We start from the raw sequence: 25,827 nt of genomic DNA, 5'->3' as shown, positions 1-25,827 counted from the left end.
CTAGGACGTCAGGTGATGCAGAAAGCCGCGAAGAAGAAGCCGCCCACGATCCGCGAGGTCGCCGCCCGTGCCGGCGTGTCTATGATGACCGCGTCGCGCGCGATCAACGGCAAGGCGCTGGTCAGCGCCAAGTCGCAACAGGCGGTCGAGCAGGCGGTCAAGGATTTGGGCTATGTGCCCAATGCGTCGGCGCGCGCGCTGGTGGGCAGCGCCGACCGGCGGGTGGCGTTGCTGCACAGCAATTCGACGACATCGGCCTATCTGGGCGAGTTGCTGCTCGGCGCGCTCGGCGAGGCACCGCAGCGTCATCTGCATCTGGTGGTCGAGCAATGCGCGCCCGGCGCCTTTGCCAAGGAGATCGTCGATCAGGTGTCGAAGGCGCATGTCGCCGGCGTCATCCTGCCGCCGCCGCTGTGCGACTGGGCCGAACTGGTCGAGGCGTTGCAGGCGCGTGACATCGCCGTGGTCGGCATCGCGCCCGATGGCGATGTGCCCGGCATGCTGGCGGTGGGGACCGACGACCGCCATGCCGCCTATGACCTGACCCGGCACCTCATCGACCTGGGCCATCGGCAGATCGGCTTCATCTCCGGCAATATCCGCCACCGCGCCAGCGCCCGGCGTCTGCAGGGTTTTCGCGACTGCCTGGCCGACCGGGGGATAAGGCTGGACGAGCGCTGGATCGTGCCGGGCGACTTTTCCTATCGATCGGGGCTGGACGCGGCCGAGCAGTTGCTGAGCCTCGATACGCCACCCAGCGCCATCTTTGCCTGCAATGACGATATGGCGGCGGCGGCGATCACGGTGGCGCATCAGCGGCGGATCAACGTGCCGGGCGACATCACCATCTGCGGTTTCGACGACACGCCGCTGGCGAGCGCGATCTGGCCGGCGCTGACGACGATCCGCCAGCCGATCCGCGACATGGCGCGCGAGGCGATCGGCCTGCTGGGCGCTCATTTCAGCAGCCAGGACGATGGCGCCGGCGAAGAGGCGCTGGGCCGGGTGAAGCTGGATTATCAGCTCATCCGGCGCCAGTCGGATGCCGTGCCCTCACGGCATTAGAATAGCCGCAAGGTGACAGCGAAGTTTACAGGAAGCCGACCTGTCTGAGCCAGGCTTCGCACAGGCGCGGCCAGAGCGAGACGGGCTGATCCGGCGTATCGAGCGCGAAGCCATGGGGGGCGTCGGCGAAGATGTGCAGTTCCGCGCTGCCGCCCGCATCCTGCCAGGCGCGGCTGAGGCGATGGGCGTTTTCGACCGGCACCACCGGATCATTGCCGGCATAGACGATGAAGGCCGGCGGCGGGCCGGGCAATAGTTGCGCGTCGGGCTGGAGCGCGTCGTAGAGCGCCTGCTTTTCCGCGGGCGGCAGTGGCGGCTTGTCGGCGACGATGGTGCGCCCTTTGGCATTGGTCGAGATGGGCGCATAGCCGATGACCATGACGTCGGGCCGCTGTGGCGCGACATCGCCCCAGTCCGCCGGATAATGCGCGGCGAGGCAGGCGGCGAGATGGCCGCCCGAGGAGAGGCCGACGACGCCGACGCCATCAGGCGCCAGATCGGACGCGCGGATCATCCGCATCGCGGCGAGCGCATCGTCGAGCGGCGCGGACGGGCCGGTGCCGGCATGGGGCAAGCGGTGGATGAGGACGAAGGCATGATAGCCGAGCGATGTCAGCCAGCGCGCGACCTGCACCCCTTCCCGCCCCGCCATCAGCGCGACATAGCCGCCGCCGCCCAGGATGAGCATGGCGCGGCCATTGGGCCTGTCGGGCGCATAGCCGAGCAGCACCGGGCGATCGACGGCGGTGACGACCGCCTGTTCGGGCGGGGCATTGGCGTCTTCCAGGGCGAAGGCGCCGCTTGGCGCGTCGCGCAGCGGCCAGACCAGATCAGCAGCGAGCATCGGACACTCCCATCGGGCAGCCATGGGTGGGATAGGCTTCGCCATCCAGGTCCACGGCCTCGCGCACGACCTCCAGCCGATCGCCGGCGTCGCGCATTTCGTAGAATTTGGCGATCGCCCGCTTGAACGGGCGGTGGAGGACCAGCATCAGCTTGCCATCGAAGCTGTGGAACAGCATGCCATGGCCGCTGTCCTGCATGATGAGTGGGCCAAGCTGTTCCCAGGGGCCGGCGAGCGTGCCGGATGTGGAGCGGGCCTGCGCCTGGACATAACCGCCCTTCCCCCAGCTGGACCAGAGCATCAGCAGGGTGCCGTTTTTGGTGCGATAGAGTTCGGGGCCGTCGGTGACATAGCCCATGTCCCCTTCGGGCTGTTTCTGGCCGATCACCCAGTCGGCGTCATTGGCGCGAAACAACAATTGCGGCTTGCCGGTGGGCGAGAGATCGTCCTTCAGCGGTAGCGCCTCCATCGTGCCGACGCCCATCTGCAGCCATTCATGGGCATAGACCATCCAGGGCTTGCCGGCCGGGTCGACAAAGAGGCTGCCGTCGAGCGTCATGTCATTGGGCGTAGTGACCGGCTCACCCTTGTGGATAAGTTGGTAAGGACCATCGATCCGGTCCGACACCGCCAGCAAGGTGGCGCGGCGATAATTGGGGCGCTTGCCGCTGGCCGGGATTGCCGCCTTGTCATTGTGGAAGGTGGCGAAGAGATAATAGCGCCCCTTCCAGCGATGGACCTCGGGCGCCCAGCCGCCGTCATCGGCCCAGCTGTCCTTCGGCAGGGCGAAGACCAGCTTGGGCTTCTGCCAATGGGCGAGATCGCTGCTGGCATAGGCCATGATGCCGATGCGCGGATCGCCGGTGACGGCCGGGTCATTCTTCGAGAAGAGCCAGTAGGTTCGGCTCCCCTGCTCCGCCACGACGAAGGGATCATGGATGCGCAGATGCGAGGTCAGCAGCGGCGCGTCGGCCGCCGCCAGAGGGGTGGCGAGCGTCAGCAGCAGGGCGCCGAGCCAGCGGCGCATCAGCTCGCCAGCCTGTTGCCATAGCCGATGATGAGGGTGGCGAAGATCAGCAGGCCGACCCCGCTCCACACCGTGCGGCGCACCGCCGGCGCGGCGTCCTTCCATTCGCGGAAGGCAAAGCCCCAGCAGGTGCCGAAGATGATGATCGAGGCCATGTGCAGCGTCCAGCTGGAGAAGCCGAAGCGCCCCATCTGGCTTTCACCCATGGTGTAGAAGAAGAACTGGAAATACCAGGCCGTGCCCGCCACCGCGCAGAGCAGGAAATTGGGCAGCAGCTTGGGGCGCTGGCCGCTGGCGTCGGGTGCGCCGGCCCACTGGCCCGCCGACTTGTTCCTGGCGATCAGCCAGCCGCACCAGAGCGCGTTGGTGATGAGGCCGCCGAACATGACGAGGCAGAGGGTGGGCAGGCCGGTCCTCAAGGGGCCGGTGCCGGCGGCGGCCGACAGCGCCTTGACCGGTTCACCGGCGGCGAGGCCGAAGGCGAAGCAGCTCGACATGATGCCGGAGAAGATGGCGACGGCGATGCCTTTCTTGAAATCGAACTCGGCGACGACGGCCGCTTTCTGCTCTGTCGAGAGCGCCGCATCCTTGCGGGCGCCGGCACGGGCGACGACGACGATGCCGAGCACGGTGACGGCCAGGCCCAGCAGGACGATCTGGCCATGCAGGGTACCGGCAATCTCCGTCATGAAGCTGCCGTCGAAGATCGGGGGGATCAGCGTGCCGAAGACGGTGCAGAGGCCCAGCACCACCGCCATGCCGAGCGAGAGGCCGAGATAGCGCATGGTGAGGCCATAGGTGAGGCCACCAAAGCCCCAGAGAAAGCCGAAGAAGATGCACCAGCCGACGACGGATGAGGGCACCTGCGCCATCACGCCCATCAGGTCGTTGGTCTGGACCGAGGCGAAGAACCAGGGCGCGATCACCCAGGAGAAGATGCCGCCGGTGAGCCAGAAAATCTCCCAGTTCCAGCGCTTCACGCCGCGGAAGGGGACATAGAAGCTGGCCGAGGCGAAGCCGCCGAGCCAGTGGAAGAGAACGCCGAGCAGGGGATTGGGGGTCATAGCGCAAGTCCCAGACGATAGAGGCGATTGGCGTTGCCGGCGAACATGGCGCGGCGATCGGCTTCGGGGAAATCCGACACGATAGCGTGATAGGATTCCATATAACGGTCGATCGGGCCGAACAGCTTGTCGGTCGGCGTGTCGCTGGCAAAGGCGCAACGATCGACGCCGAACATGTCGATCGCCTCATGCACCAGCGGCGCGATGCCCGCCATGGTCCAGTCGCGGCGGATGAAGCCCATGCCCGACAGCTTGACCGCGACATGGGGCAGTGCGGCGAGCGCCTTCATGCCCCGGCGCCAGTCGTTGAGGCCATCCGGATCGGTCAGCACCGGCATGCCCATATGGTTGATGATGACCGGGATGTCGGGATGCCGCTCGATCAGCGGGACGAGGCCCGGCATCTGTCCCGGATAGCATTGCAGGTCGAAGGAGAGGCCATGCTTTGCGAGCAGGCCATAGCCCGCCTGCCATTGCGGATCGACGGTGAGGTCGACCGGGCCATAGGTGCGCTGGGGATCGGCATGCCAGTTGACGATGTGGCGGATGCCCCTGACGCGGGGATGGGCGGCCTGGGCGGCCAGCAGCGCATCGACATCCGGGTCATTGAGGGCGGCGAAAGCGACGAAGCCGGTGGGGAGCCCATCCACGGCGGCGAGCGTGTCGAGCCACTGGGTCTCGCGCAGCGCGCTTTCCGCCGCGGCGCCGGCATCGACATGGACCGCGCCGATGACGTTCCAGCGGGCAAGGTCTTCGCGATATTGGGCGACGCCATAGTCATGGGCGATCGGCTCGACGCTACCGTTGGGGCCATCGTCCGAAAAGGGCGGGCTCAGCCAGTCATAGCGGATATGATTGAGATCCCACAGATGGATATGGGCATCGACAAAGGGGATCATGCGTCCTCTCCCATGAACAGTTCAGCAGCCTCTTTTCCGTTCGGGCTGAGCGTAGCGAAGGCTTCGACTTCGCTCAGCCTGCCCTTCGACAGGCTCAGGGCGAACGGGGGAGACTGGCATAAATCGCGGCGCGCCGGGCTCTTGAATGGCCGGTCGCGCCGCGGATAGGCTTGGATCAGAAGGTGGTGCGGCCGCCCGAGGTGTCGAAGGTCGACGCCGTGGTGAAGCTGCATTCCTCGCTGGCCATGAAGCAGACCATGGCGGCCGATTCCTCGACCAGGCCAAGGCGGCCCATCGGGATCTTCGAGCGCATATAGTCGACCTGGCTCTGCGGCAGCTGTTCCAGGATCGGGCTTTCGAAGGTGGCTGGGGTCAGCGCATTGGCGATCACGCCCTTGCCCGCCAGTTCCTTGCCGATGCTCTTGGTGAGGCCGATGACGCCGGCCTTGCTGGCCGAATAGGCGCTGGCGTTGGGATTGCCTTCCTTGCCTGCGACAGAGGCAAGATTGACGATCCGGCCATAGCCGTTTTCGAGCATGAAGGGCACGACTTCACGGTTGCAGTAGAAGAGGCCGTTCAGGTTGATGTCGATCACCCGCTGCCAGCTGTCGACCGGATAGTCCCACACCGTGGCGGTCGCGCCGGTGATGCCGGCCGAGCAGACGAGGACGTCGATCTTGCCGAGCGCATCCGCGCTGGCCTTGGCGGCGGCGGCGACGGCAGCCTGATCGGAGACGTCGAGCGCAACCACATGGGTCGCGCCGACTTCCTGACTAGCAGCGGCGAGGGCGTCGGCATTCAGATCCCACAGGACCACCTTGCCGCCTTCTTCGACGATGCGCTTGGCAACCAGCTTGCCCAGGCCCGAAGCGCCACCGGTGACGATGGCGCAGCGACCTTCATAGCGTCCGGCAAAGACGCTCATCCGAGCACCTCGTCGCCAAGGTGGCGCCATTCCACGACATTCTGCTTCTGGCTGCCGAGCTTGGCGATGCCCAGTTCCATGACGTCGCCGGCCTTGAGGTAGACGGCTTCGGGCTTCTTGCCCTCGCCCACGCCCGGAGGGGTGCCGGTGATCATCAGGTCACCGGGGTAGAGGGTGATATATTCGCTGACATAGGAGATGAGCTGGGCGACGTTGAAGATCATCGTCTTCGTATTGCCGGTCTGCATCCGATCGCCATTGACGTCGAGATACATGTCGAGATCCTGCGGGTTGCCGATTTCGTCGGCGGTCACCAGCCAGGGGCCGACCGGGCAGAAGGTGTCATGGCCCTTGCCCTTGCTCCACTGGGTGCCGCGCTGCTTCTGGTTGAAGCGTTCCGACACGTCGTTGACGAGGACATAGCCCGCAACCTTCGACAGCGCATCTTCTTCCGACACGAAGCGGCAGGTTTCGCCGATGACGACGCCCAGTTCGACTTCCCAGTCGCCATGGGTCGCGCCCTTGGGCAGCATCACTTCGTCATTGGGGCCATTGAGCGACGACAGCGCCTTCATGAACATCATCGGCTCGGTCGGGATCGGCAGGTTGGATTCGATCGCATGGTCCTCATAGTTGAGGCCGATGGCGACGATCTTGCCGATGCCCTTGACCGGCACACCATAGCGCGGGTCGCCATCGACGACGGGGAGCGATGCGATGTCGACGCCCTTGGCGGCGGCGAGGCTCTCGATCGTCAGGTCGGCGACGACGCCGGAGAGGTCACGGATCTTGCCTTCGGCATCGATCACGCCGGGCTTTTCCTGGCCACGCTGGCCGAAACGAACAAATTTCATGGGATCAGTCTTTCTCTGTTCAGGCGATCAGTGGGTGTAGGGGCGGTGCATCGCGATGTCGGGGTTGAGGTCGACGCCGAAGCCCGGCTTGTCGAGCGCGGTCACCTTCATGCGGCCATTTTCCGGCACCGGTTCGCCCAGCAATTGCGGGTGGAACATCGGCACCACCTCCGTCGGCCCCGGATGCATCATCAGGAACTCGGCGAAGGGCGAGTTGTGGCGGGTGATGACGAAATGATAGCTGTAGACCGACGAGCCATGCGGCACGACCATCTTGCCATGGGCGTCGGCGAGCGCGCTGATCTTGAGCAGTTCGGTCACGCCGCCGCACCAGCCGACATCGGGCTGGATGATGTCGCAGCAATCCATTTCCATCAGCATGCGGAAGCCCCAGCGGGTCGCTTCATGCTCGCCGGTGGTGACCAGCATGCCCTTGGGCACGTTGCGCTTGAGCTGCTGGTAACCCCAATAATCGTCCGGGCTGATCGCTTCCTCGATCCACTTGAGGCCCAGCTCATGCGCGGCGATGGCGAGGCGGGTGGCATAGTCGACGTCGAGCGCCATCCAGCAGTCCCACATCAGCCAGAAATCGTCGCCGACCTTCGAGCGCATGTCGGCCAGTTCGGCGATATTCTTCTTGAGGCCCTCGACACCCTCGGCCGGGCCGTGGTGCAGCGCCATCTTGCCGCCGATGAAGCCGAATTCCTTCGCCTTGTCCGGGCGCGCGCCGGTGGCGTAGAATTGCAGTTCGTCGCGGACCGCGCCGCCGAGCAGATGATAGACCGGTTCCTGGCGCAGCTTGCCGAGCAGATCCCAGAGCGCGAGGTCGACGCCGGAGATGGCGTTGATGACCAGGCCCTTGCGGCCATAATATTGGGTCGAGAAATACATCTGGTCCCAGATCTTCTCATAATCGGTCGGCGACCGGCCTTCGAGGAAGCGGGCGAGATGCTTTTCGACGATATAGGCGGCAGGCTCGCCACCGGTCGTCACGGCGAAACCGACGGTGCCGTCTTCCGCTTCGATCTCCACCACCAAGGTGCCGAGCACATTGATGCCGAAGCTCTGCCGCGACTGGCGATATTCGGGATATTTCGACATCGGCGTCGCGATGTGATCGTCGATCCAGTGGCCTTCGCCCTGGTCATGATAATCGGCACCGCCGCCGCGCACGGTGAAGGCGCGGACATGCTTGATCTTCGGCAACGTCACGATGGGCACGCTGAAACTCCCTTGGGCCAGACCCATCGCAAGGGGATGGGCAATAACACTTCCACCATATGGACAAAATGCGCACAACGTGGGGCAATTGAGGGGAAGAATCGCGTCCGGCCTCTCCTACACCCTTGTTTTTCTCATTTTGTGGGATAGAGTGTTAGTAGATGAGACAAAATACGTCAAACCCGGAATCGGGTCCGCGAGAGGAAAAGTCGAAGACGCAGGGGTCGCAGACCCTTCAGCGCGGGCTGGACCTGCTCGACCAGGTGATCGACGGGCCGGTGAAGCTCGCCGACCTGTCCGAGCGCATGGGCCTGACGCGCTCCACCACCCATCGCCTGGCCAATGCGCTGGTCGAGCGCGGCTTCCTGACCTTCCTGCCGCGCGAGGGCTATCAGCTTGGCCCCAAGCTGCTGCAGCTCGGCTTCCTGGCGCAGAGCCAGGCCGACGTGGTGCAGATTGCCCGCCCCCATCTGGAAGCGCTGGCCGCCGCGAGCGAGGATGTGGTGCATCTGGGCCGGCTGGACGGCGACCAGGCGCTCTATCTGGACAAGATCCCCGGCCGCCGCCGGGTCGAGATTTCAAGCCGCATCGGCGATCGCCATCCGCTGACATCGACGGGCCTTGGCAAGGCGCTGATGCTGGACGACCCGGAGGCGGGTTGGACCCGGCTGCTGGAAAGCGAGCGGGAGAACGGCACCCATGATGCCGATCCGGCGACATGGCTGGAACGGATGCGCGGCTATGTCGCGGCCGGGCGCGCGTTCGACCTGGAAGAGAATGAGGACCAGATACGCTGCGTCGCCGCGCCGATCCGCGATGCGTCGGGCGCGATCGTCGCCGCCATCAGCCTGTCGAGCGCCGCCCAATATATGGACGATGAGCGCATGGCATCGCTGAGCGACGAGGTCCGCGCCGCCGCGCAGAAGGTCAGCGCCGATCTGGGCTGGACCCCCGGCGTCAAATCCCCCCGCCGCCCTGTGCGGCGCTAATCCAAGGAAATGCTCGCATGAAGCTGCTTGAAGGCAAGACCGTCCTCGTCACCGGCGCATCGACCGGCATCGGCCGGGCGGCCGCCATCGGCGCCGCCCAGCATGGCGCCGACGTCGTCATCAACTATGCCCATAGCGACGGCCCGGCCGCGAGCTGCGTCGCCGAGATCGAGGCGCTGGGCCAGCGCGCGATCGCGGTGAAGGGCGATGTCGCCGATCCGCAGACCGCGCAGGACTTCGTCGCCAAGGCGGTCGAGGCGTTCGGCAAGGTCGACGTGATGGTCAGCAATGCCGGCATCTGCCCGTTCCACGGCTTCCTCGACATGCCGGTCGACGTGGTGGAGCGCACCTTCAAGGTCAATCTGCATGGCGCCTATTTCATGGTGCAGGCGGCCGCCCAGCAGATGGTGAAGCAGGGCCATGGCGGATCGATCGTCGCCGTCTCCTCCATCTCGGCGCTGGTCGGCGGCGAATTTCAGACGCACTACACCCCGACCAAGGCCGGCGTGCATTCGCTGATGCAGTCCACGGCGATTGCGCTCGGCAAATATGGCATCCGCTGCAACAGCGTGCTGCCCGGCACCATCCTGACCGAGATCAACAAGGATGACCTGGCCGATGTCGAGAAGCGCGAATATATGGAAAAGCGCACGCCGCTCGGCCGCCTCGGCGCGCCCGAAGACCTGGCCGGGCCGATCGTCTTCCTGGCGTCGGACATGGCCGCCTATGTCACCGGCGCGGCGCTGCTGGTCGACGGCGGCATGTATGTGAACCTGCAATAAGATATTGAGCGCCGTCATTCCCGCGAAAGCGGGGATGACGGTATTCAGGAAACAGGACATGCCGATGAGGATCGTCACCAAAGCCGCCGCCGCCCTCGCCCTGCTGGCCACGCCCCTGCCGGCGCTGGCGACGCAGCCGGGCGACACGATCCTGATCGCCAGCGATTCGACCGCGGCCAATTACAAGAAGGGCAATTATCCCCAGACCGGCTGGGGCATGATGCTGGGCTGCGGCCTGTCGCCCGAGGTGCGGGTGTCCAACCATGCGATGGGCGGGCGGTCGACCCGCACCTTCATCGAGGAAGGGCGCTGGACGAAATTGATGAGCGAACTGATGCCCGGCGACACGGTGCTGATCCAGTTCGGCCATAATGACGCCTATCGCGCCAAGCCGCAGCGCTGGGCGCCGGCGCAGACCGACTATCGCAACAATCTGCTGCGCTTCATCTGGGACGTGCGCGGCGCGGGCGGCACGCCGGTTCTGGTGACGCCGGTGACGCGGCGCAGCTTTGGCGCCGACGGCAAGGCGAAGGCCGACTTCGCCGAATATTCCGCGGTGATGCGCGAACTGGCCGCGAGCGCGCATGTGCCGATCATCGATCTGGAGGCGCTATCGCGCGCCTGGGTCGACCGGGCCGGACCGGACAAGGCGAAGACCTATTTCCTCCATTACAAGGCGGAGGACAAGATGCCCGGCTTCCCCAAGGGGATCGACGACGATACCCATTTCAGCGAACTGGGCGCGCGCAATGTCGCCGATCTGGTCGCCGGCGGCCTCAAGGCGCTGAACCTGCCGATTTCGGCCAAGGTGCTGGCGAGCCGGCCGGCGCTCAGCCGGACCACGCCGCTGGGAAGGACCGAATGCCAATGACCATGCTTGACCGCCGCGGCCTGTTGACCGGCGCCGCCGTTGCCGCCGCGCTTGCGCCGATGGGCGAGGCACTGGCGCAGAGCTTTCCGCTGCCCCAGGGGTTCGTCCGCTTTCCGATCTGGCCGGGCAAGGCGCCGGGCAGCGAGCATGTGACGGTGAAGGAAGTGGAAACGCTGCGCCGGCCCGACAGCGGGCCGGACGATGGCGTGTTCGCCCATATCGTCACCCCGACCCTGACCCTGTTGCGGCCGGCAAAGCCCAATGGCGCCGCGATCATGCTGATCCCCGGCGGCGGTTACAGCCGGGTGGCGATCGGCCATGAGGGCTATTCGATCGCGCGCCGCTTTGCCGAGGCGGGCTATGTCTGCTTCGTGCTGCTCTATCGCCTGCCGGCCGATGGCTGGGCGGCAGGAGCGGAGGCGCCGCTGCAGGATGCGCAGCGCGCGCTGCGGCTGGTGCGCAGCCTGGCCGCCAAGGAGAAGTTCGACGCCAACCGGGTCGGCGTGATAGGCTTTTCGGCCGGCGGGCATCTGGCCGCCTGGCTGACCAGCCGGGCGCCGGTGGAAAGCTACAAGCCGGTCGATGCCGCCGATCGCGAGCCGATCAAGGCCGCCGTCGCCGCCTATATGTATCCGGTGATCCAGATGGAGGGGCCTTTCGTCCACAAGGGATCGCGCACGCAATTGCTGGGCGAGAATCCGTCGCCCGAGCGGATGCGCGCCTATTCGCTGGACCAGGATGTGAGCGCGCAGACGCCGCCGGTGTTCCTGGCCCATGCGATCGACGATCCGGCAGTGCCGGTCGACAACAGCATCGCCATGCTGGCGGCGCTGCGGGCGCAGAAGATTCCGACCGAATGCCATTTGTTCGAAAATGGCGGCCATGGCTTCGGCATTACGGCGCAGGCCCAGTCGGCCGCACCCTGGCCCGACCTGTTCCTGGCCTTTGCCAAAAGGCATGGCGTGTGACCCAGCGCAAGGTTGCCCTGTTCGTCACCTGCCTGGTCGACATGATGCGTCCGCGCATCGGCTTTGCCGCGATCCGCGCGCTGGAGGCGGCGGGCTGCGACGTGGTCGTGCCCGAAGGCCAGACCTGTTGCGGCCAGCCGGCGCTCAACAGCGGCGATACCGATCATGCGATCGCGCTGGCCAAGCAGACCATCGTCGCGCTGGAACCCTATGAGGCGGTGGTGGTGCCGTCGGGGTCGTGCGGCGGCACGATCCGTTGCCATTATCCCGAGCTGTTCGAGCATGATCCAGAGTGGCTGCCGCGCGCGCAGGCGGTCGCGGCCAGGACATGGGAGATCATGGCCTATCTGGACGAGCAATGCGGGTGGAAGCCCGAGGGCGTGCAGGTGGATGCCAAGGCGACCTATCATGACAGTTGCTCGGGGCTGCGCGAGCTGGGCGTCAAGGCGCAGCCGCGCCGGTTGCTGAAACCCATCGCAGGGCTGGAGCTGACGCCGCTGGCGGGCGAGGAAACCTGTTGCGGCTTTGGCGGCACCTTCTGCGTCAAATATCCCGCCATCTCCAACGCGATCGTCGGCGAGAAGGCGGACGCGATCGAGGCGACCGGTGCCGACCTGCTGCTGGCCGGCGACCTGGGTTGCTTGATGAACATGGCGGGCAAGCTCAATAGGCAGGGCAGCAAGGTGCGCGCCTTCCATGCGATCGAGCTGATTGCCGGCATGGGCGACGGCCCGGCGATCGGGGAAGAGGCATGAGCGGCGCACCGGCCGAAGCGACCAGTTTCAAGGCGCGGGCCGACGCGGCGCTGGCCGACCGCATCCTGAAGGTCGCGGTCGAGCGGACGGCGGGCACGGCCGAGGCCAAGCGCGCGGTCGCGGTCGACGCCTTTCCCGATTTCCAGGCAGCGCGCACCCGCGCAGCGGCGATCAAGGACCATGTGGTCGCCCATCTGGGCCATTATCTGGAGCAGTTCGAGGCGAACGCCATCGCCGCCGGGGCGAAGGTCCATTGGGCGCGCACCGCCGACGAGGCCTGCGACATCGTCATCGCCCTGTGCAAGGCGGCGAAGGCCAAGAGCGTCGCCCGCTCCAAGTCGATGCTGGGCGAGGAGATCGGCCTGCCCCATGCGCTGGCCGAGGCCGGGATTGGCCGGGTCGAGACCGACCTTGCCGAACATATCATCCAGCTGGCCGACGAGCGGCCTTCGCACATCATCTGGCCGGCGATGCACAAGACCCGCGAGCAGGTGTCCGCCCTGTTCAAGGCCAAGCATCGCACGCCGCATGAGGAAGAGACGATCGCCGCGATGGCGGAAAGCGCGCGGCGCGAGCTGCGCACGCAGATGCTGGGCGCGGATGTTGGCATTTCCGGCGCCAATTTCCTGATCGCCGACACGGGCGCAATCTGCACCGTCACCAATGAGGGCAATGCCGAACTGTCCCTGGTCCCGCCGCGCGTCCATATCGTGACCGCCGGGATCGAGAAGATCGTGCCGAGCATGCCCCATGCCGTGCATATGCTGCGGATGCTGGCGCGGTCGGCGACCGGCGCGGCGCTGACCCAATATACGACCTTCTACACCGGCCCCAGGCGCCCCGGCGACCGGGACGGACCGGAGGAAATGCATATCGTGCTGGTCGACAATGGCCGCACCCGGATGCGCGAGGAAGGGCTGGCCGAGATGCTGCGCTGCATCCGCTGTGGCGCCTGCATGAACCATTGCGTGGTGTTCCGGCAGATTGGCGGCCATGCCTATGGCGGCACCTATCCGGGGCCGATGGGCGCGGTGCTGACCCCGGTGCTGGACGGGCTGAAGCAGAGCCGCGATCTGCCCAATGCCTGCACCATGAACGGCAAGTGCCAGGAAGTATGCCCGGTGCGCATCCCGCTGCCGACGCTGCTGCGCGGCTGGCGCGAGAAGAGCTGGCGCGAAGGGCTGGAGCCGCAATCGCTGCGCGCGGGGCTGGGGCTATGGGCCTGGGTTGCAACCCGGCCACGCCTCTATCGGATCGGCACCGGCCTGGCGGTGCGGGCGATGCGGCTGCTGAGCAGCAAGGGCTGGATCCGTTCACTGCCGCTGGCGGGCGGCTGGACCCGCTATCGCGATATGCCCAAGCCTGCGGCGCAGACCTTCATGGACCAATATCGCAAGGAAAACGGCCGATGAATGCGCGCGAGGCCATCCTTGGTCGGCTGAAAGATGACAGCGAAGTTGACATAGCGGCGGAGGCTGCGGCGCTGATCGGCACGCCGGAGCGACCGGCGGTCGATGTCGCCCATGTCGAGGCGGAGTTTGTGGCGCGGCTGGCCCTGCCCAGCGTCAGCGCCAGTCATGACGTTATCGAAACAATATCCGAGCTGCCCGCCGCCGTCGCGCGCTATCTGGATGCGCAGGGCGAGGCGCGCGCGCTGTGTCTGCCGCCCGACCCGCGCCTGTCGGGCTGCGACTGGAGCGGCTTTGCCCTGCATCAGGATGCCGCACCCGATGAGGCAGCGACGCTGGCGATTGCGCGCAAGGGCATTGCCGAGACCGGGTCGCTGGTGTTCGAGACCAGCCCGCAGGCGCCGATGCTGCCCAATTTCCTGACGCTGCATCATTTGGTGCTGCTGCGCGTGGCCGACATCGCCCCCTGGCTGGAGGAAGCGCCGCTGGCCGGGCCGCAACCGCGCGCCCATTACTGGATCACCGGCGTGTCAGGGACGACCGATATCGAGGGCACCTATGTGCGCGGCGCCCATGGTCCCCGCTTCCTGCATGTCATCCTGCTGCGCGGCGATTTCCCTCATATGTCGGAACAATAGTCCACATTCCGGGAAAACAGGCTTACATTCGCCGCCTGCGCCGTTATAAGCTTGGCCAAAGTTTAGATGGAGATTCCCGATGTTCGACAAGACCTACTATGCGACCCACCCCGACATGATGGAGTGCGTGTCGAACGAGGAGCTGCGGGATCGCTATCTGATCGGCGGGCTGTTCCGTGACGGCGAATGCGTGCTGAACTATACCCATGCCGAGCGTTTCGTGATCGGCGGCGTGGCGGTGGCTGACGCACCGGTGAAGCTGCCGGCGCAGACCGAGCCGGCTTCGGCGGCGGGCCATCCCTTCCTGGAGCGGCGCGAGCTGGCGATCGTCAATGTCTCGGGCGTGGAAGGCACCGTGACCGTCGACGGCGAAGTCTTCACGCTCGGCAACAAGGATTGCCTCTATGTGACGATGGGCGCCAAGGATGTGGAGTTCGCCGGCGCCGGCGCGCGTTTCTATCTCGCCTCCTGCCCGGCCCACAAGGCGTTCACCACGCGCAAGCTCGGCATCGCCGACGCCAATGCGCTGGAGCGTGGCAGCCTGGAGGAATCCAACGAGCGCACCATCTTCCAGCTCGTCATCCCCGGCATCTGCGACAGCGCGCAGCTGGTCATGGGCCTGACCGTGCTCAAGCCCGGTTCGGTGTGGAACACCATGCCCCCGCACATCCATGAGCGCCGCAGCGAAATCTACTTCTATTTCGAGCTGGATGGCGATGCCGACCGCGTCTTCCACTATATGGGCGAGGGCGATGCGATGCGTCACATCGTCATGGCAAACGAGGAAGCCGTGATCTCGCCGCCCTGGTCGGTCCATATGGGTTCGGGCACCAAGGCCTATGCCTTCATCTGGGCGATGGCCGGCGAGAATCAGGACTATACCGACATGAACGTGCTGGACATCTGCCAGCTGGCCTGAGCCCCCCTCCCTTCAGGGAGGGGACGGGGGAGGGCATGTCTACGACGCCAATCTCCAAAACCCTCCCCTAACCCCTCCCGCAAGCGGGAGGGGGATTTGGAGCTTATATGAGCACTATCTTCGATCTTGGCGGCAAGGTCGCCATCGTCACCGGCGCCAATACCGGCATCGGCCAGGCGATCGCGCTGTCGCTCGCGGCGGCCGGCGCCGATATTGCGGCGGTCGGCCGCACCCCGGCGGAAGAGACCGTCGAGAAGGTCCGGGCACTCGGCCGCAAGGCGGAGATCGTTTCGGCCGATCTTTCCAGCATCGAGCCGGTGCAGCGCGTCGTCGACGAGACGATCGAGAAGCTGGGCGGGCTCGACATCCTGATCAACAATGCCGGCATCATCCGCCGCGCCGACAGCGTCGACTTCACCGAGGAAGACTGGGACGCGGTGATCGACACCAATTTGAAGTCCACCTTCTTCCTGGCGCAGGCGGCCGGGCGGCACATGCTGGCACAGGGCAGCGGCAAGATCGTCAACATCGCCTCCTTGCTGTCCTTCCAGGGCGGCATCCGCGTGCCGAGCTACACCGCGTCCAAGAGCGGCGTTGCCGGCCTCACCAAGCTGCTGGCGAACGAGTGGGCGGCCAGGGGCGTCAACGTCAACGCGATCGCGCCGGGCTATATCGCGACCAACAACACCGCCGCGCTGCAGGCCGACGAGACCCGCAACCGCCAGATCCAGGAACGCATCCCGGCCGGCCGCTGGGGCGACCCCAGCGACATTGGCGGCGCCGCCGTGTTCCTCGCTTCGCCGGCGGCAAACTATATCCATGGCCATGTCCTCGCCGTCGATGGCGGCTGGCTGGCTCGCTGATATCCCGTCCTGCGCCTGCCAGCAGGCGGGCGCAGGACAACCCCGATCCAAGAGGAGGGCTCAGCCTCCCGTTTCATCACAGGAGGACGGATGTCCGATATCGACCGGCGCACGGCGCTGACTGCCACCGGCCTTGCCGGCCTGGGCCTCGCCCTTCCCGCTGACGCCCTGGCCCAGACGGCCAATAGTCTGGATGCGCGCAAGCCGGGCCTGCCGCTCAAATCCGGGCATCTCCATATGGGGACCGGCGCCGGGCCGCAGGGGCGGATCGGCATCACCAATCTCTATCTGACCCGCGACGACCGGCCCTGGCTGCCGGTGATGGGCGAATTTCACTTCACCCGCTTCCCGAGCGAATATTGGGAAGAGGAATTGCTGAAGATGAAGGCGGCCGGCGTCGGCATCGTCGCATCCTATGTGCTGTGGAACCATGTCGAACTGGCGCCCGGCACACTCGACTGGACCGGCGATCGGGATATCGGGCGCTTCGTGCGGCTCTGCCAGAAACATGGCCTGCTCTTCTTCCTGCGGCCCGGCCCCTGGGGCCATGCCGAGGCGCGCTTCGGCGGCATCCCCGACTGGATCGCCGGCAGCACCCGCACGCGCAGCAACGACCCCGCCTATATGGCGCAGGTCGAGCGCTTCTGGCGCGGGCTGCACGATCAGCTGAACGGACTGATGTGGAAGGATGGCGGGCCGATTATCGGCATGCAGGTCGAGAATGAATATAATCTGGCTGGTCCCGGACAGGGCCGGGAGCATATCGCAGCGCTGAAGGCGCTGGCAGTGCGGATCGGCTTCGACGTGCCGCTCTATACCGTGACCGGATGGGACCAGACCGTCTATCCCAAGGGCGAGGTGGTGCCGGTGCATGGCGGCTATCCCGACGAACCCTGGTCGGCGAAGACGGTGAAACTGCCGCCCAAGGAAAATTACCTGTTCCGGTTCGACAGCCGGGTGAGCGGCGACCTGGGCGCGCAGACGCGCGGCGGGCGGCGCGGCGATGCCGACAGCGACATGGAAGATACGCCCTTCCTGGGCGCGGAATATGGCGGCGGCGTGCCGGTCATGTATCGGCGGCGGCCGTTGCTGCAGCCGGCCGACGTGGCGGCGGCAGTGACGACGCAGGTCGGGTCGGGCGTCAATCTGCTGGGCTATTATATGTTCCATGGCGGCGCCAACCCGATGGCGAACGGGCGCATGCTGGAGGAGACGCAGCGGTCGGGCGGTTATAATGACTGCCCGGCGATCGCCTATGATTTCCAGGCGCCGATCGGCCAATATGGCGAGGTCAATCCGGTGAGCGCGGCGCTGCGCCCGCTCCATTATTTCCTGGCCGCCTATGGCGAGACGCTGGCGCCGATGACGGTGCATGCGCCGGCCATGCTGCCGGCCGACAAGGATGACCTGAAGACGCTGCGCTGGGCGGTGCGGGCGAAGGGCGACACCGGCTTCCTGTTCGTCAACAATCATGTCCGCCAATATGGCACGGCGGCGCATCCCGGCACGCAGTTCAATGTGACTTTGGCCGGCGGCCCGGTCCGCCTGCCGAGCCGGCCGGTGACGATCGCGCCAGGCGACAATTTCTTCTGGCCGATCGGCATGGATCTGGACGGGGTGCGGCTCGACTGGGCGACGGCCCAGCCGGTGACGCGCATCGCCGACAGGGACGGGCCGATCCATGTGATGGCGGCCTGCCTGCCCGGCCCGGTGGAGCTGGCTTTCCCGGCGGGCACCAAGGTCGATGCGCCAGCGCGCAGCGAGGGCGAGCGGGTGATCGTCCAGGTGCCGCCATCCGCGACGCGGCCGGTGCGGGTGACGGGCGCGGACGGGCGATCGGTGCGGCTGCTGCTGATCGACCGGGAGGCGGCAAAGCGCATCTGGGTCGGCGAGATCGGTGGCGAGCGGCGCGTGGTGCTGAGCGCGGCGGATGCGCTGTTCGGGCCGGACGGGCTGGAACTGCGCCAGCGCGGCGAGGCGCGTTTCGCCTGGCAGATATTGCCCGGCAAGGCGGCGATGATGACGGCGAAAGCGACAGCCATCGCGCCCCTGCCCTTCACCCAGACGCGCGAGGCCGGCACGGCGCCGCCGATCGAGATTGGCGGGCCGGCCAAGGCGGCGATGCAGCCCCTGCCCGAGGCGCACAAGGCGGCGGCGGCCTTTAGCTTCACCATCCCCAAGGATGCGTTGCCCGAAGGCGGCGACGCTTTCCTGGAGATCGACTGGCGCGGCGATATCGGTCGGCTGTTCGATGGCCCCGACATGCTGGACGATGCCTATTGGGACGGGCGGGTCTGGCGGATCGGGCTCAAGCGCTTTGCCGCGCGGCTGGGGCGACCCTGGACGCTGACGGTGATGCCGCTGCGCGCCGACGCGACCATCTATCTGGATGATGCCGCGCGGGCCAAGCTGCCGGCGGGCGCGCAGGTCGCCACGCTGGAGACACTGCGCATCGTTCCGGAATATCGCATGGAGGTGAAGGCATGACCCGTTTCACGCGCCGCGGCACATTCGGCCTTGCCACCCTGCCCCTGCTGGCCCGGCCGGCGCTTGCCAAGGTAAGCAAGAATGGCGCGCGGCCCGGCCCCTATCTGATCGGCGCTGACATAAGCTGGGTGCCCGAGGATGAGGCGGCGGGGGCGCGCTATTTCGTGGGCGACGTGCAGAAAGACCCGATCCTGATCCTGCGCGATGCCGGGTTCAACGCGATCCGGCTGCGCATCTTCGTCGATCCGGCCAAGGGCTATTCGAAGCGGGAGCCGGACAAGGCCTGGGCTGGCCTGGCCCAGACGGTGAAGCTGGGCAAGCGGGTGCGCGACGCCGGCATGGGGCTGGTGCTGAGTTTCCATTATAGCGATACATGGGCCGATCCGGAGCATCAGGCGGTGCCGGCGGCCTGGGCCGGTTATGACCTGCCGGCGCTGGCCAAGGCGGTCGAGGCACATACGCACGACACGCTGGTGGCGATGCGCGCGGGCGGCGCGCCGGTCGACATGGCGGTGATTGGCAATGAAACGACCTTTGGCATGTTGTGGCCTTATGGCCGGGTGAAGCTGTCGACGTCGACCGGCAATCCGGTGACCGACGCCAATCATGCCAAAGTCGGCGAGGTTGGCGGATTCGACGGCTTTGCCGCATTGCTGCGCGCCGGGATCGCCGGTGCGCGCCGGGCCGAGCCGGACGTCGCGATCCAGGTGCATAATCATCTGGGCCGGCACTGGCCGATCGTGCGCGAATGGACCGATGCGCTGATCGCGCGGCAGGTGGATTTCGATGTGATCGGCTTTTCCTGCTACCAGCAGCGGGCGCAGGGCGACTGGGCCACGACCTTCAGCGAGTTCGTAAAGCGCTATCCCGACAAGGGGCTGCTGGTCGCCGAATATTCGAGCCGCAAGCGCTATATCAACGATCTGGTCCATGCCCTGCCCGGCAAGCATGGTTGGGGCACGTTCATCTGGGAGCCGATCCGGCACCAGGAGGCGATTTTCGACCAGGATGGGCATAATGCCGGCGAAGGCGCCAAGCCCGACCTGATCAGCCAGGGGCTGAATGGGGCCGAGGCGCCGGGCGGGCTGGCATCGCAGCAGCCGGCCGTGCCGAAACCCGAACCCACCGGGCCAATGGGCCATGGCGGCGACTATGTCGCCAATGAGCTACTCGACCTCTACCCGCAAATGGCCAAGGATTATCGCTGATGAGACGGCGCGACTTCACATTGGGGCTGGGCGCATTGGCGCTGGCAGGGTGTGCCACCCGGTCGGCAGCGCGCGCCGATGACCTGCTGGTCTTCGCCTATTTCACCACCGGCAAGGGCGAGGCCGACGGCCTCAAACTGGCGGTGAGCGAGGATGGCTTTGCTTTTCGCACGCTGGCGGACGGGCGCAGCCTGCTGGTGCCGCAGGTGGGCGAGAAGAAGCTGATGCGCGACCCCTATCTGTTCGCGGACAAGGGCGTCTATCATCTGCTGTGGACCACCGCCTGGGAAGGAGTGACGATCGGCCATGCGACCAGCCGCGATCTGGTCCACTGGTCGGAGCAGCGCGCCATTCCGGTGATGCAGGACGTGCCGGGCACCCGCAATTGCTGGGCGCCCGAGGCGGTGCGCGATCCGGCGACCGGGCGCCACATCCTGTTCTGGTCGAGCACGGTGGAGGGCCGTTTCACCGAGACGGCGGGGACATCGGAATCGGGCTACAACCACCGTCTCTGGTCGGTCAGCACAAGCGATTTCGAGACGTTCAGCGCGCCCGCGCCGCTTTATGATCCGGGGTTCAGCGTGATCGACGGAACGTTCGCGCAGGCGCCGGGCGGCGGCCTCTATCTGATCGTCAAGGACGAGACGGTGCAGCCGCCGCACAAATGGCTGCAGGTGGCGAAGGCGGACAGCCCGACCGGGCCGTTCGGCCCCCTGTCGCCGCCCTTCTCGCCCGGCTGGGTCGAAGGGCCGATGAGCGCACAGGTCGGCGATGCGCTGCTCTGCTATTATGACGTCTACAAGGAGGGGCGCTGGGGCGCGGCGATGACGCGCGACATGGTGACGTGGACCGACGTCAGCGCGCGCCTGACCATGCCGGCCGGCGCGCGCCACGGATCATTGCTGCGCGTTCCCCGCGCTCTGGTTGCCGACATCGTCTGAGGTCCAGCCGCCGCCCAGCGCCAGGAAGATGGCGATCTGGTCCTGCACCAGCTGGACGCGGGCGGCCGCGGCCGAGGATTCGGCGCTGGCGAGGCTGCGCTGGGTATCGAGCAGGTCGAGGAAATCGCTGCGGCCGAAGCGGAACAGCTTGTTCGCCTGCCCCGCCGAGACATTGGCGCTGTCGCGGGCCCGATCGAGCGCGGCGGCCTTTTCCGCATCGCGGCGATAGGTTTCGAGCGCGGTTTCGGTCTGGCGCAGCGCTTCCAGCACGCTGCCGTCGAAGCTGGCGAGATCGGCCTGCACCTGGGCATCGGCCTGGGCAATCCGAGCGCGGACCACCGGGCGATTGGGGAAGGTCCAGCTGATGAGCGGGCCGAGGCTGAAGCCGAAGGCGGAGCCGGAGCCGAAATCCTTGAGCGGGCCGGACAGGCCGACCGAGCCGCCGATGCTGACCTGCGGATAGAGATCGGCCATGGCGACGCCCAAAGTCGCGGTGTCGGAGGCGATCATGCGTTCGGCCTGGCGGATGTCGGGGCGGCGACGGATCAGCGCGGTGCCATCGCCCACCGGCAGCGGCGCGCCAAGCGACGGCAGAGTGGCGCAGCTTTCCACGTCCCTGGGATAATCGGCCGGCGGACGGCCGAGCAGGGTGGCGAGCAGATAGAGGCCGCTCTGGCGCTGTGCTTCATAGACCGGCAGTGTCGCCTCGCTCTGGTCCACGGCCGCCTGGGCGCGGCTGACGTCGAAGGCGGTGCCGCGACCGCCCTTGAACAGGCGCTGAGTGGCATTGAGCGTATCGCGCTGGAGCGAGACGACCCGGCGATTGACGCCGAGCGCATAATTGGCGGCGCAGACCTGGGCATAGGCCTTGGCCGTGGCGGCGGCGACGCTGACGCGGACATAGTCGCGCGCGGCGGTCACCGCCTCGACATTGGCACCGCTCGATTCGATCGCGCGGCGGATGCGGCCGTTGAGGTCGAGCGGATAGGAGGCGCTGAGGCCGAAATCATAGCTGACCGAGCCGGGCAGATGCTGGGTCACGCCCGAGGGACGCGCCAGCGTTTCGCCGCCGCTGATCGTGGTGCTGATCTGGCGCCCCGCCTCGGTCTCGCGCAGCACGGCCTGCGCCGCGGTGAGATTGGCGTCGGCGACGCGCAGGTCGGTATTGGCGGTCAGCGCCTCGGCAATCAGCGCGTCGAGCCGGGGATCATTATAGAGTTTCCACCAATGGTCGGGCAGGTCGGCATTGCTGAAGCCCGCACCCTGCGCCGACTGGAAATTACCCTGCGCGCCCGGCGCGGTCGCGGCCGAATGTTCGGGCGGATGATAGTCCGGCCCGGCGGTGGCGCAGGCGCTGAGCGCCAGTGCCATCAAGGATGCAGCAAAGCCCTTACGCATGGCGGCAGCTTCCCGGCTTGGCATCCTTCTTCGCCGGTTCGACCGTGACCGTGGCGGTGCGGCCGGAGATCAGCGTGATATTGGCCGGGACATTGGTGAGCTTCACCCGGACCGGGATGCGCTGGGCGAGGCGGACCCAGGAGAAGGTCGGCTCCACCGTGGGCAGGAGGTTGCCGGAGTCACTGCGGGTCGAGTCATTGATGCCATAGGCGATGCTTTCGACCTTGCCGTGCAGATCCTGCTTCTCGCCCATCAGGCGGACGGTGACGGGCGCGCCGATGCAGACCAGAGGCAGCTTGGTTTCCTCGAAATAGCCCTCGACCCGCAGGCTGTCGCTGTCGATCAGTGCCATCGCCTGGGTGCCGGCGCCCAGATAGTCGCCGGGATGCAGATCGAGATTGGTGACGACGCCGTTGACCGAGGCACGGACCTGGGTGCGCTTGAGGTTCAAGGCGGCGGCATCGCGCGCGCTGCGCGCCTCGGCCAGCGCGGCCTGCGCCGTGGCGACGCGGGCGACATTCTGTTCATGGCTTTCCTTGGCGACGAGATCGCCCAGCGCCAGATCGCGGGTCGCCTCTCGCCGGGCCTGGCCGAGCGTGGCCTGGGCGCTGGCGATCTGCGCCTCCGCCTGTTCCAGCGCCAGCGCATAGCGCGGCGTGTCGATGACGAAGAGCAGGTCGCCCGCCTTCACCTGCTGATTGTCGCGCACCGCGACCGAGGTGACGAGGCCACCGATATCGGGGGTCACGCGCACCACGTCGGCGCGCACGCGGCCGTCGCGGGTCCAGGGGCTGCGCTCATAATGGTTCCACATCCACACCGCGACGATGACGGCGAGGATGACGATGATGATGGTGGCGGCGCTGCGGATCAGCGTCCCGGTCAGGCGGTTCATAGGCGGATTCCCAGCATCGGAACGAGAATGGACAGGCCCCCGAGCGTCAGCACGAACAGGCTGAGGTCGACGAGGGCCCGATAGGCAAGAAAGCGGTAGAGGCCGAACGCCGCGATCAGGCGGGTGAGGCCATAGGTGAGGATCAGCGCGGCCAGCGCCAGCGCCAGCAGCGTGGGGAAGAAGACCCCGTCGATGGACAATTCGCCGGTCATGCGGGAACTCCGGTCATAGGAGACATGCGATAGCCGGCGCTGTCGGCGAAGAGATTACGGCGCAGGCTGACCAGCGCCAGGATCGCATCGCGGCGGACCGAGGGGGCGGGATTGGCGGCAAGGTCGCCAATGGCGCTGTCGATGTCATTGAGCAGGGCTGGGTCGGCCGCGGCCGGCGCATCGGGGTCGAGCCGGCGATAATGGTCGGCCACGCCGCCCAGCACCCGGCCGAGCGGGGCGCCTTCGTCAAAGGGAAGATCGACGCGGAGCTGACGCAATTCGCCGATGGCGACACCGGTGCGTAGGTCGCGCAGCGCGTCATAGAGCGGCTTGCCGCTGTCGGTGCGGATGGCGGCGAGGCGCGGGGCGAGCAGCGCGATACGATCGAGCATGCGGTTGATCCAGCCGCGCACGTCGGGCTGGGTCATGAGGTTGGCGCGGGTCGCGATATCCGCCCAGCCGGCACGCACGGTGCGGCGCACGGCGCGCTCCACCCCGGCCGATTGCAGCAGGCCGGCCATGATGATCGCGAACCAGATGCCGACCAGCTGTGCCACCGAACCGTTCACATAGGAGGCGAAGGCGCTGACATAGGCACTGGAGAGCAGCACCGGACTGCCGAGGCCGAGCAACGTCGGCAGCGCAATGCCCATCCAGCGCGGCGAGGCCATCATAGCGCCCAGCACCAGCAGCGGCGGCGCATAGGCCAGGGCGAGCATGGCGAAGCCGTCGAGCCGGGGCATGATGGCATAGCCATAGAGAGCACCAAGGAAGGTGGCGATGATCGTGCCGATCATGAAGCCCTTGAGCGGGGCGAGCGGATTGTCCGATGCGGAGAAGAGGGCGAGGAAGACGCCGGCCAGCATCACCGCGCTGCCGCCATCATGCCAGCCGCTGCCGATCCACAAGGCACAGCCGATCGTCACCGTCATGAAGGCGGCGAAGGCGCCGCGCGCGGCCCCGGCATAGTCGCGATGCAGTTCGCGGTTGCGGCGTCCCTCCAGCAGTTCGGCGACGCGCGGCGTCACCGGGCTGCGGCTGTGGGTCAGCATCTGGTCGAACAGGTCGCGGCAGTCGCGATGCACGGCGATCAGCGTGCCGAGGCGGGAATAGAGGCTGAGCCGCATCATGCCGGCCCAGTCCATATGGCTGTCGGCTGTCGGTTCCAGCGCAGCGCAGCGGTCGATCAGCGCCTGGGCGCCGGCGGCGCGGGTCGCACTGTCGGTGCCGGGATGATCGAGCCAGTCGCGCGCATCGGCGATCAGCTTTTCGACCTGGGCCGGGACGATGCCGCCATTGGCCTGTTTCAGCATGGCCAGCCGATCCTCCACCGCAGCGCCGAGCGGCAGCAGCAGCGAGAGCTGGTCCTGCATCGCGCGCACGGTGCGGACGCGCGGCGCGAGGCGGCTGATGTCGAAGGGCAGATGGATCGACATCTGATGCAGTTCGGTGACGTCCTGCGCCAGGCGGCGGCGTTCGGCATCAAGGCCGGGCACCGGATCGGTCGCGATCGCGTCGCGCGACCAGCGTTCGGCGTCGCGCAGCATGGCTTCGACGCGGGCGAAGAGGTTGCCGGTGATCGAACCGGGCAGGACGACGCCATGGACGATGCTGCCGCAGGCGATGCCGATCCAGATTTCCTGCACGCGCAGGGTGGCGACGGTGAAGATGGTCTGGGGCGAGTCGACGTCGGGGAAGACGATCAGGCAGGCGCTGTAGCCGGCCAGCACGAACATGTAGGAACGCGGCGTGCGATCGAGCAGCGAGACGAAGACACAGAGCGCCAGCCAGGCGGCCATGGCGAGGGTCAGGAGTTCGGGCGAATTGACCAGGGGCGGGACGATCGCGACCGAGAAGGCGGCGCCGACGATGGTGCCGATGGCGCGGAAGATCGCCTTGGAAATCACCGCGCCGGCGAGCGGCTGGGCGACGATATAGGAGGTGAGGAAGGCCCAATAGGGACGTTCCAGGCCAATGCTGAGCGCCACATAAAGGGCCAGCATCGCCGCCAGGAAACATTTGAGCGAGAATAGCGCGGCGGGAACGCCGACGCGCTCGCTCCAGGCTGACAAAGCGGCCTTTTTCATGACTGGCCCCGGCGCTCCCCGATACGGCGTCGCAGCAGTTCTAACAGATTGACCGCCGTCTCGATATCCGCCTCTGGCACACCATCGAGCAGGTCGTTGCGCATGTTGCTGAGCCGCGTTTCGATGCGGCCGACAAGGTCGCGGCCGGAGGTGGTGAGCGACAGGCAGTTGGACCGGCGATCCTCCGGATTGGGGGTGCGCTCGATCAGGGCGGCGGCCTGAAGATGGTCGAGGGTGCGGACCAGCGACGGCTGGGTGATGCCCAGTACGTCGGCCAGTTCGATCTGGCGCACGTCGGCGCCCAGCCGGTCGAGATAGAGAAGACACCAGCCGGCAGAATTGGAAACGCCGAATTCGGCCAGGGTGGAATCGGCAAGCTGGCGCCACAAGCGCGCGATCTGCGGCATATTATGCGCCAGGGCGCGCTGAAGTTCGGTCCGATTCACGAACGCTTAGATAGCTAACTAATTTTATAGTGCAACGGGTCGGCCATGAATTTTTGGTAA

The 25,827-nt window shown here is 66.6% G+C and carries 25 protein-coding genes; 13 read left to right on the top strand and 12 right to left on the bottom strand.

What is annotated here, in order from left to right; genetic code table 11:
- Positions 1-15 precede the first annotated feature (15 nt).
- Positions 16-1,065 (top strand): LacI family DNA-binding transcriptional regulator, encoded by a 1,050-nt coding sequence (locus BRX37_RS15080; RefSeq protein ID WP_004209352.1) that lies wholly within the window; start codon positions 16-18, stop codon positions 1,063-1,065.
- A gap of 25 nt (positions 1,066-1,090) precedes the next feature.
- Here BRX37_RS15080 and BRX37_RS15075 read toward each other — a convergent pair whose 3' ends face one another.
- From BRX37_RS15075 to rhmD, 7 genes are all read right to left on the bottom strand, one after another.
- The gene (locus BRX37_RS15075; protein ID WP_125987958.1) at positions 1,091-1,909 is read right to left on the bottom strand and encodes an alpha/beta hydrolase; all 819 of its coding nucleotides are present in this window, start codon (positions 1,907-1,909) and stop codon (positions 1,091-1,093) included.
- On the bottom strand, positions 1,896-2,936 hold the full coding sequence (locus BRX37_RS15070) for a glycoside hydrolase family 43 protein (RefSeq protein ID WP_125987956.1): 1,041 nt from the start codon (positions 2,934-2,936) through the stop codon (positions 1,896-1,898). The genes BRX37_RS15075 and BRX37_RS15070 overlap by 14 nt, the downstream gene beginning before the upstream one ends.
- Complete coding sequence (gene rhaT / locus BRX37_RS15065) at positions 2,936-4,000, bottom strand: L-rhamnose/proton symporter RhaT (RefSeq protein ID WP_125987954.1); 1,065 nt, start codon at positions 3,998-4,000, stop codon at positions 2,936-2,938. The genes BRX37_RS15070 and rhaT overlap by 1 nt, the downstream gene beginning before the upstream one ends.
- Positions 3,997-4,899, bottom strand: a complete 903-nt coding sequence (locus BRX37_RS15060) for an amidohydrolase family protein (protein ID WP_125987952.1) — start codon at positions 4,897-4,899, stop codon at positions 3,997-3,999. The genes rhaT and BRX37_RS15060 overlap by 4 nt, the downstream gene beginning before the upstream one ends.
- Positions 4,900-5,074: 175 nt before the next feature.
- Entirely contained in the window at positions 5,075-5,824 is a 750-nt protein-coding gene (locus tag BRX37_RS15055; protein ID WP_037508057.1) for an SDR family NAD(P)-dependent oxidoreductase, read from the bottom strand.
- A complete protein-coding gene (locus tag BRX37_RS15050; protein WP_017500964.1) occupies positions 5,821-6,678 on the bottom strand; it encodes a 2,4-didehydro-3-deoxy-L-rhamnonate hydrolase in 858 nt (285 codons plus the stop codon). Before BRX37_RS15050 ends, BRX37_RS15055 begins: the two co-directional genes overlap by 4 nt.
- Positions 6,679-6,705: 27 nt before the next feature.
- Complete coding sequence (gene rhmD, locus BRX37_RS15045; RefSeq protein ID WP_125987950.1) at positions 6,706-7,926, bottom strand: L-rhamnonate dehydratase; 1,221 nt, start codon at positions 7,924-7,926, stop codon at positions 6,706-6,708.
- A gap of 134 nt (positions 7,927-8,060) precedes the next feature.
- Here rhmD and BRX37_RS15040 point away from each other — a divergent pair, with 134 nt between their 5' ends.
- From BRX37_RS15040 to BRX37_RS14985, 12 genes are all read left to right on the top strand, one after another.
- Entirely contained in the window at positions 8,061-8,888 is an 828-nt protein-coding gene (locus BRX37_RS15040; protein WP_004209343.1) for an IclR family transcriptional regulator, read from the top strand.
- 17 nt (positions 8,889-8,905) lie between these two features.
- Entirely contained in the window at positions 8,906-9,670 is a 765-nt protein-coding gene (gene lra1, locus BRX37_RS15035; protein ID WP_004209342.1) for an L-rhamnose 1-dehydrogenase Lra1, read from the top strand.
- Positions 9,671-9,734: 64 nt separating this feature from the next.
- Positions 9,735-10,541 carry a rhamnogalacturonan acetylesterase gene (locus tag BRX37_RS15030; protein WP_125987989.1) on the top strand — a complete coding sequence of 269 codons (807 nt, stop codon included), beginning with the start codon at positions 9,735-9,737 and terminating at the stop codon, positions 10,539-10,541.
- The gene (locus BRX37_RS15025; RefSeq protein ID WP_125987948.1) at positions 10,538-11,509 is read left to right on the top strand and encodes an alpha/beta hydrolase; all 972 of its coding nucleotides are present in this window, start codon (positions 10,538-10,540) and stop codon (positions 11,507-11,509) included. Before BRX37_RS15030 ends, BRX37_RS15025 begins: the two co-directional genes overlap by 4 nt.
- Entirely contained in the window at positions 11,506-12,264 is a 759-nt protein-coding gene (locus BRX37_RS15020; protein WP_125987946.1) for a (Fe-S)-binding protein, read from the top strand. Before BRX37_RS15025 ends, BRX37_RS15020 begins: the two co-directional genes overlap by 4 nt.
- Positions 12,261-13,676 carry a lactate utilization protein B gene (locus BRX37_RS15015; RefSeq protein ID WP_125987944.1) on the top strand — a complete coding sequence of 472 codons (1,416 nt, stop codon included), beginning with the start codon at positions 12,261-12,263 and terminating at the stop codon, positions 13,674-13,676. The genes BRX37_RS15020 and BRX37_RS15015 overlap by 4 nt, the downstream gene beginning before the upstream one ends.
- The gene (locus BRX37_RS15010; RefSeq protein ID WP_125987942.1) at positions 13,673-14,311 is read left to right on the top strand and encodes a LutC/YkgG family protein; all 639 of its coding nucleotides are present in this window, start codon (positions 13,673-13,675) and stop codon (positions 14,309-14,311) included. Before BRX37_RS15015 ends, BRX37_RS15010 begins: the two co-directional genes overlap by 4 nt.
- A gap of 79 nt (positions 14,312-14,390) precedes the next feature.
- A complete protein-coding gene (kduI, locus tag BRX37_RS15005) occupies positions 14,391-15,230 on the top strand; it encodes a 5-dehydro-4-deoxy-D-glucuronate isomerase (protein WP_063976701.1) in 840 nt (279 codons plus the stop codon).
- 107 nt (positions 15,231-15,337) lie between these two features.
- Positions 15,338-16,093 carry a 2-dehydro-3-deoxy-D-gluconate 5-dehydrogenase KduD gene (gene kduD / locus BRX37_RS15000; protein WP_037508047.1) on the top strand — a complete coding sequence of 252 codons (756 nt, stop codon included), beginning with the start codon at positions 15,338-15,340 and terminating at the stop codon, positions 16,091-16,093.
- Positions 16,094-16,183: 90 nt separating this feature from the next.
- A complete protein-coding gene (locus BRX37_RS14995; protein ID WP_125987940.1) occupies positions 16,184-18,580 on the top strand; it encodes a beta-galactosidase in 2,397 nt (798 codons plus the stop codon).
- Entirely contained in the window at positions 18,577-19,788 is a 1,212-nt protein-coding gene (locus tag BRX37_RS14990) for a glycosyl hydrolase 53 family protein (protein ID WP_125987938.1), read from the top strand. Before BRX37_RS14995 ends, BRX37_RS14990 begins: the two co-directional genes overlap by 4 nt.
- The gene (locus BRX37_RS14985; protein ID WP_125987936.1) at positions 19,788-20,729 is read left to right on the top strand and encodes a glycoside hydrolase family 43 protein; all 942 of its coding nucleotides are present in this window, start codon (positions 19,788-19,790) and stop codon (positions 20,727-20,729) included. The genes BRX37_RS14990 and BRX37_RS14985 overlap by 1 nt, the downstream gene beginning before the upstream one ends.
- Here the strand turns inward: BRX37_RS14985 and BRX37_RS14980 are convergent.
- Genes BRX37_RS14980 through BRX37_RS14960 form a run of 5 tightly spaced genes read right to left on the bottom strand, consistent with a single transcriptional unit; the run spans position 20,685 to position 25,767 of the window.
- Entirely contained in the window at positions 20,685-22,127 is a 1,443-nt protein-coding gene (locus BRX37_RS14980; protein ID WP_125987934.1) for an efflux transporter outer membrane subunit, read from the bottom strand. The genes BRX37_RS14985 and BRX37_RS14980 overlap by 45 nt on opposite strands.
- Positions 22,120-23,022: an efflux RND transporter periplasmic adaptor subunit gene (locus BRX37_RS14975; RefSeq protein WP_010337503.1), complete on the bottom strand. Its 903-nt coding sequence runs from the start codon at positions 23,020-23,022 to the stop codon at positions 22,120-22,122. The genes BRX37_RS14980 and BRX37_RS14975 overlap by 8 nt, the downstream gene beginning before the upstream one ends.
- The gene (locus BRX37_RS14970; RefSeq protein ID WP_004209328.1) at positions 23,019-23,234 is read right to left on the bottom strand and encodes a DUF1656 domain-containing protein; all 216 of its coding nucleotides are present in this window, start codon (positions 23,232-23,234) and stop codon (positions 23,019-23,021) included. The genes BRX37_RS14975 and BRX37_RS14970 overlap by 4 nt, the downstream gene beginning before the upstream one ends.
- Positions 23,231-25,321, bottom strand: a complete 2,091-nt coding sequence (locus BRX37_RS14965) for an FUSC family protein (RefSeq protein WP_125987932.1) — start codon at positions 25,319-25,321, stop codon at positions 23,231-23,233. Before BRX37_RS14965 ends, BRX37_RS14970 begins: the two co-directional genes overlap by 4 nt.
- Entirely contained in the window at positions 25,318-25,767 is a 450-nt protein-coding gene (locus BRX37_RS14960) for a MarR family winged helix-turn-helix transcriptional regulator (protein WP_004209326.1), read from the bottom strand. The genes BRX37_RS14965 and BRX37_RS14960 overlap by 4 nt, the downstream gene beginning before the upstream one ends.
- Positions 25,768-25,827: the final 60 nt, after the last annotated feature.

The organism is Sphingomonas sp. S-NIH.Pt3_0716, assembly GCF_003950715.1.
GTDB lineage: Bacteria > Pseudomonadota > Alphaproteobacteria > Sphingomonadales > Sphingomonadaceae > Sphingobium > Sphingobium yanoikuyae_A.
Note: the sequence above shows the minus strand (reverse complement) of the source record. Positions and strands in the feature narration are given on the sequence as shown.

Excerpts from the sequence above, each read along its gene's own strand:
- BRX37_RS15060 (WP_125987952.1), bottom strand. The coding sequence starts at position 4,899 with ATGATCCCCTTTGTCGATGCCCATATCCATCTGTGGGATCTCAATCAT.
- rhmD (WP_125987950.1), bottom strand. The coding sequence starts at position 7,926 with ATGGGTCTGGCCCAAGGGAGTTTCAGCGTGCCCATCGTGACGTTGCCG.
- rhaT (WP_125987954.1), bottom strand. The coding sequence starts at position 4,000 with ATGACCCCCAATCCCCTGCTCGGCGTTCTCTTCCACTGGCTCGGCGGC.
- BRX37_RS15015 (WP_125987944.1), top strand. The coding sequence starts at position 12,261 with ATGAGCGGCGCACCGGCCGAAGCGACCAGTTTCAAGGCGCGGGCCGAC.
- BRX37_RS15030 (WP_125987989.1), top strand. The coding sequence starts at position 9,735 with ATGAGGATCGTCACCAAAGCCGCCGCCGCCCTCGCCCTGCTGGCCACG.
- BRX37_RS15040 (WP_004209343.1), top strand. The coding sequence starts at position 8,061 with ATGAGACAAAATACGTCAAACCCGGAATCGGGTCCGCGAGAGGAAAAG.
- BRX37_RS15055 (WP_037508057.1), bottom strand. The coding sequence starts at position 5,824 with ATGAGCGTCTTTGCCGGACGCTATGAAGGTCGCTGCGCCATCGTCACC.
- BRX37_RS15025 (WP_125987948.1), top strand. The coding sequence starts at position 10,538 with ATGACCATGCTTGACCGCCGCGGCCTGTTGACCGGCGCCGCCGTTGCC.
- lra1 (WP_004209342.1), top strand. The coding sequence starts at position 8,906 with ATGAAGCTGCTTGAAGGCAAGACCGTCCTCGTCACCGGCGCATCGACC.
- kduI (WP_063976701.1), top strand. The coding sequence starts at position 14,391 with ATGTTCGACAAGACCTACTATGCGACCCACCCCGACATGATGGAGTGC.
- BRX37_RS14975 (WP_010337503.1), bottom strand. The coding sequence starts at position 23,022 with ATGAACCGCCTGACCGGGACGCTGATCCGCAGCGCCGCCACCATCATC.
- BRX37_RS14995 (WP_125987940.1), top strand. The coding sequence starts at position 16,184 with ATGTCCGATATCGACCGGCGCACGGCGCTGACTGCCACCGGCCTTGCC.
- kduD (WP_037508047.1), top strand. The coding sequence starts at position 15,338 with ATGAGCACTATCTTCGATCTTGGCGGCAAGGTCGCCATCGTCACCGGC.
- BRX37_RS14985 (WP_125987936.1), top strand. The coding sequence starts at position 19,788 with ATGAGACGGCGCGACTTCACATTGGGGCTGGGCGCATTGGCGCTGGCA.
- BRX37_RS15010 (WP_125987942.1), top strand. The coding sequence starts at position 13,673 with ATGAATGCGCGCGAGGCCATCCTTGGTCGGCTGAAAGATGACAGCGAA.
- BRX37_RS14965 (WP_125987932.1), bottom strand. The coding sequence starts at position 25,321 with ATGAAAAAGGCCGCTTTGTCAGCCTGGAGCGAGCGCGTCGGCGTTCCC.
- BRX37_RS15080 (WP_004209352.1), top strand. The coding sequence starts at position 16 with ATGCAGAAAGCCGCGAAGAAGAAGCCGCCCACGATCCGCGAGGTCGCC.
- BRX37_RS14970 (WP_004209328.1), bottom strand. The coding sequence starts at position 23,234 with ATGACCGGCGAATTGTCCATCGACGGGGTCTTCTTCCCCACGCTGCTG.
- BRX37_RS15050 (WP_017500964.1), bottom strand. The coding sequence starts at position 6,678 with ATGAAATTTGTTCGTTTCGGCCAGCGTGGCCAGGAAAAGCCCGGCGTG.
- BRX37_RS15075 (WP_125987958.1), bottom strand. The coding sequence starts at position 1,909 with ATGCTCGCTGCTGATCTGGTCTGGCCGCTGCGCGACGCGCCAAGCGGC.
- BRX37_RS15070 (WP_125987956.1), bottom strand. The coding sequence starts at position 2,936 with ATGCGCCGCTGGCTCGGCGCCCTGCTGCTGACGCTCGCCACCCCTCTG.
- BRX37_RS14990 (WP_125987938.1), top strand. The coding sequence starts at position 18,577 with ATGACCCGTTTCACGCGCCGCGGCACATTCGGCCTTGCCACCCTGCCC.
- BRX37_RS14980 (WP_125987934.1), bottom strand. The coding sequence starts at position 22,127 with ATGCGTAAGGGCTTTGCTGCATCCTTGATGGCACTGGCGCTCAGCGCC.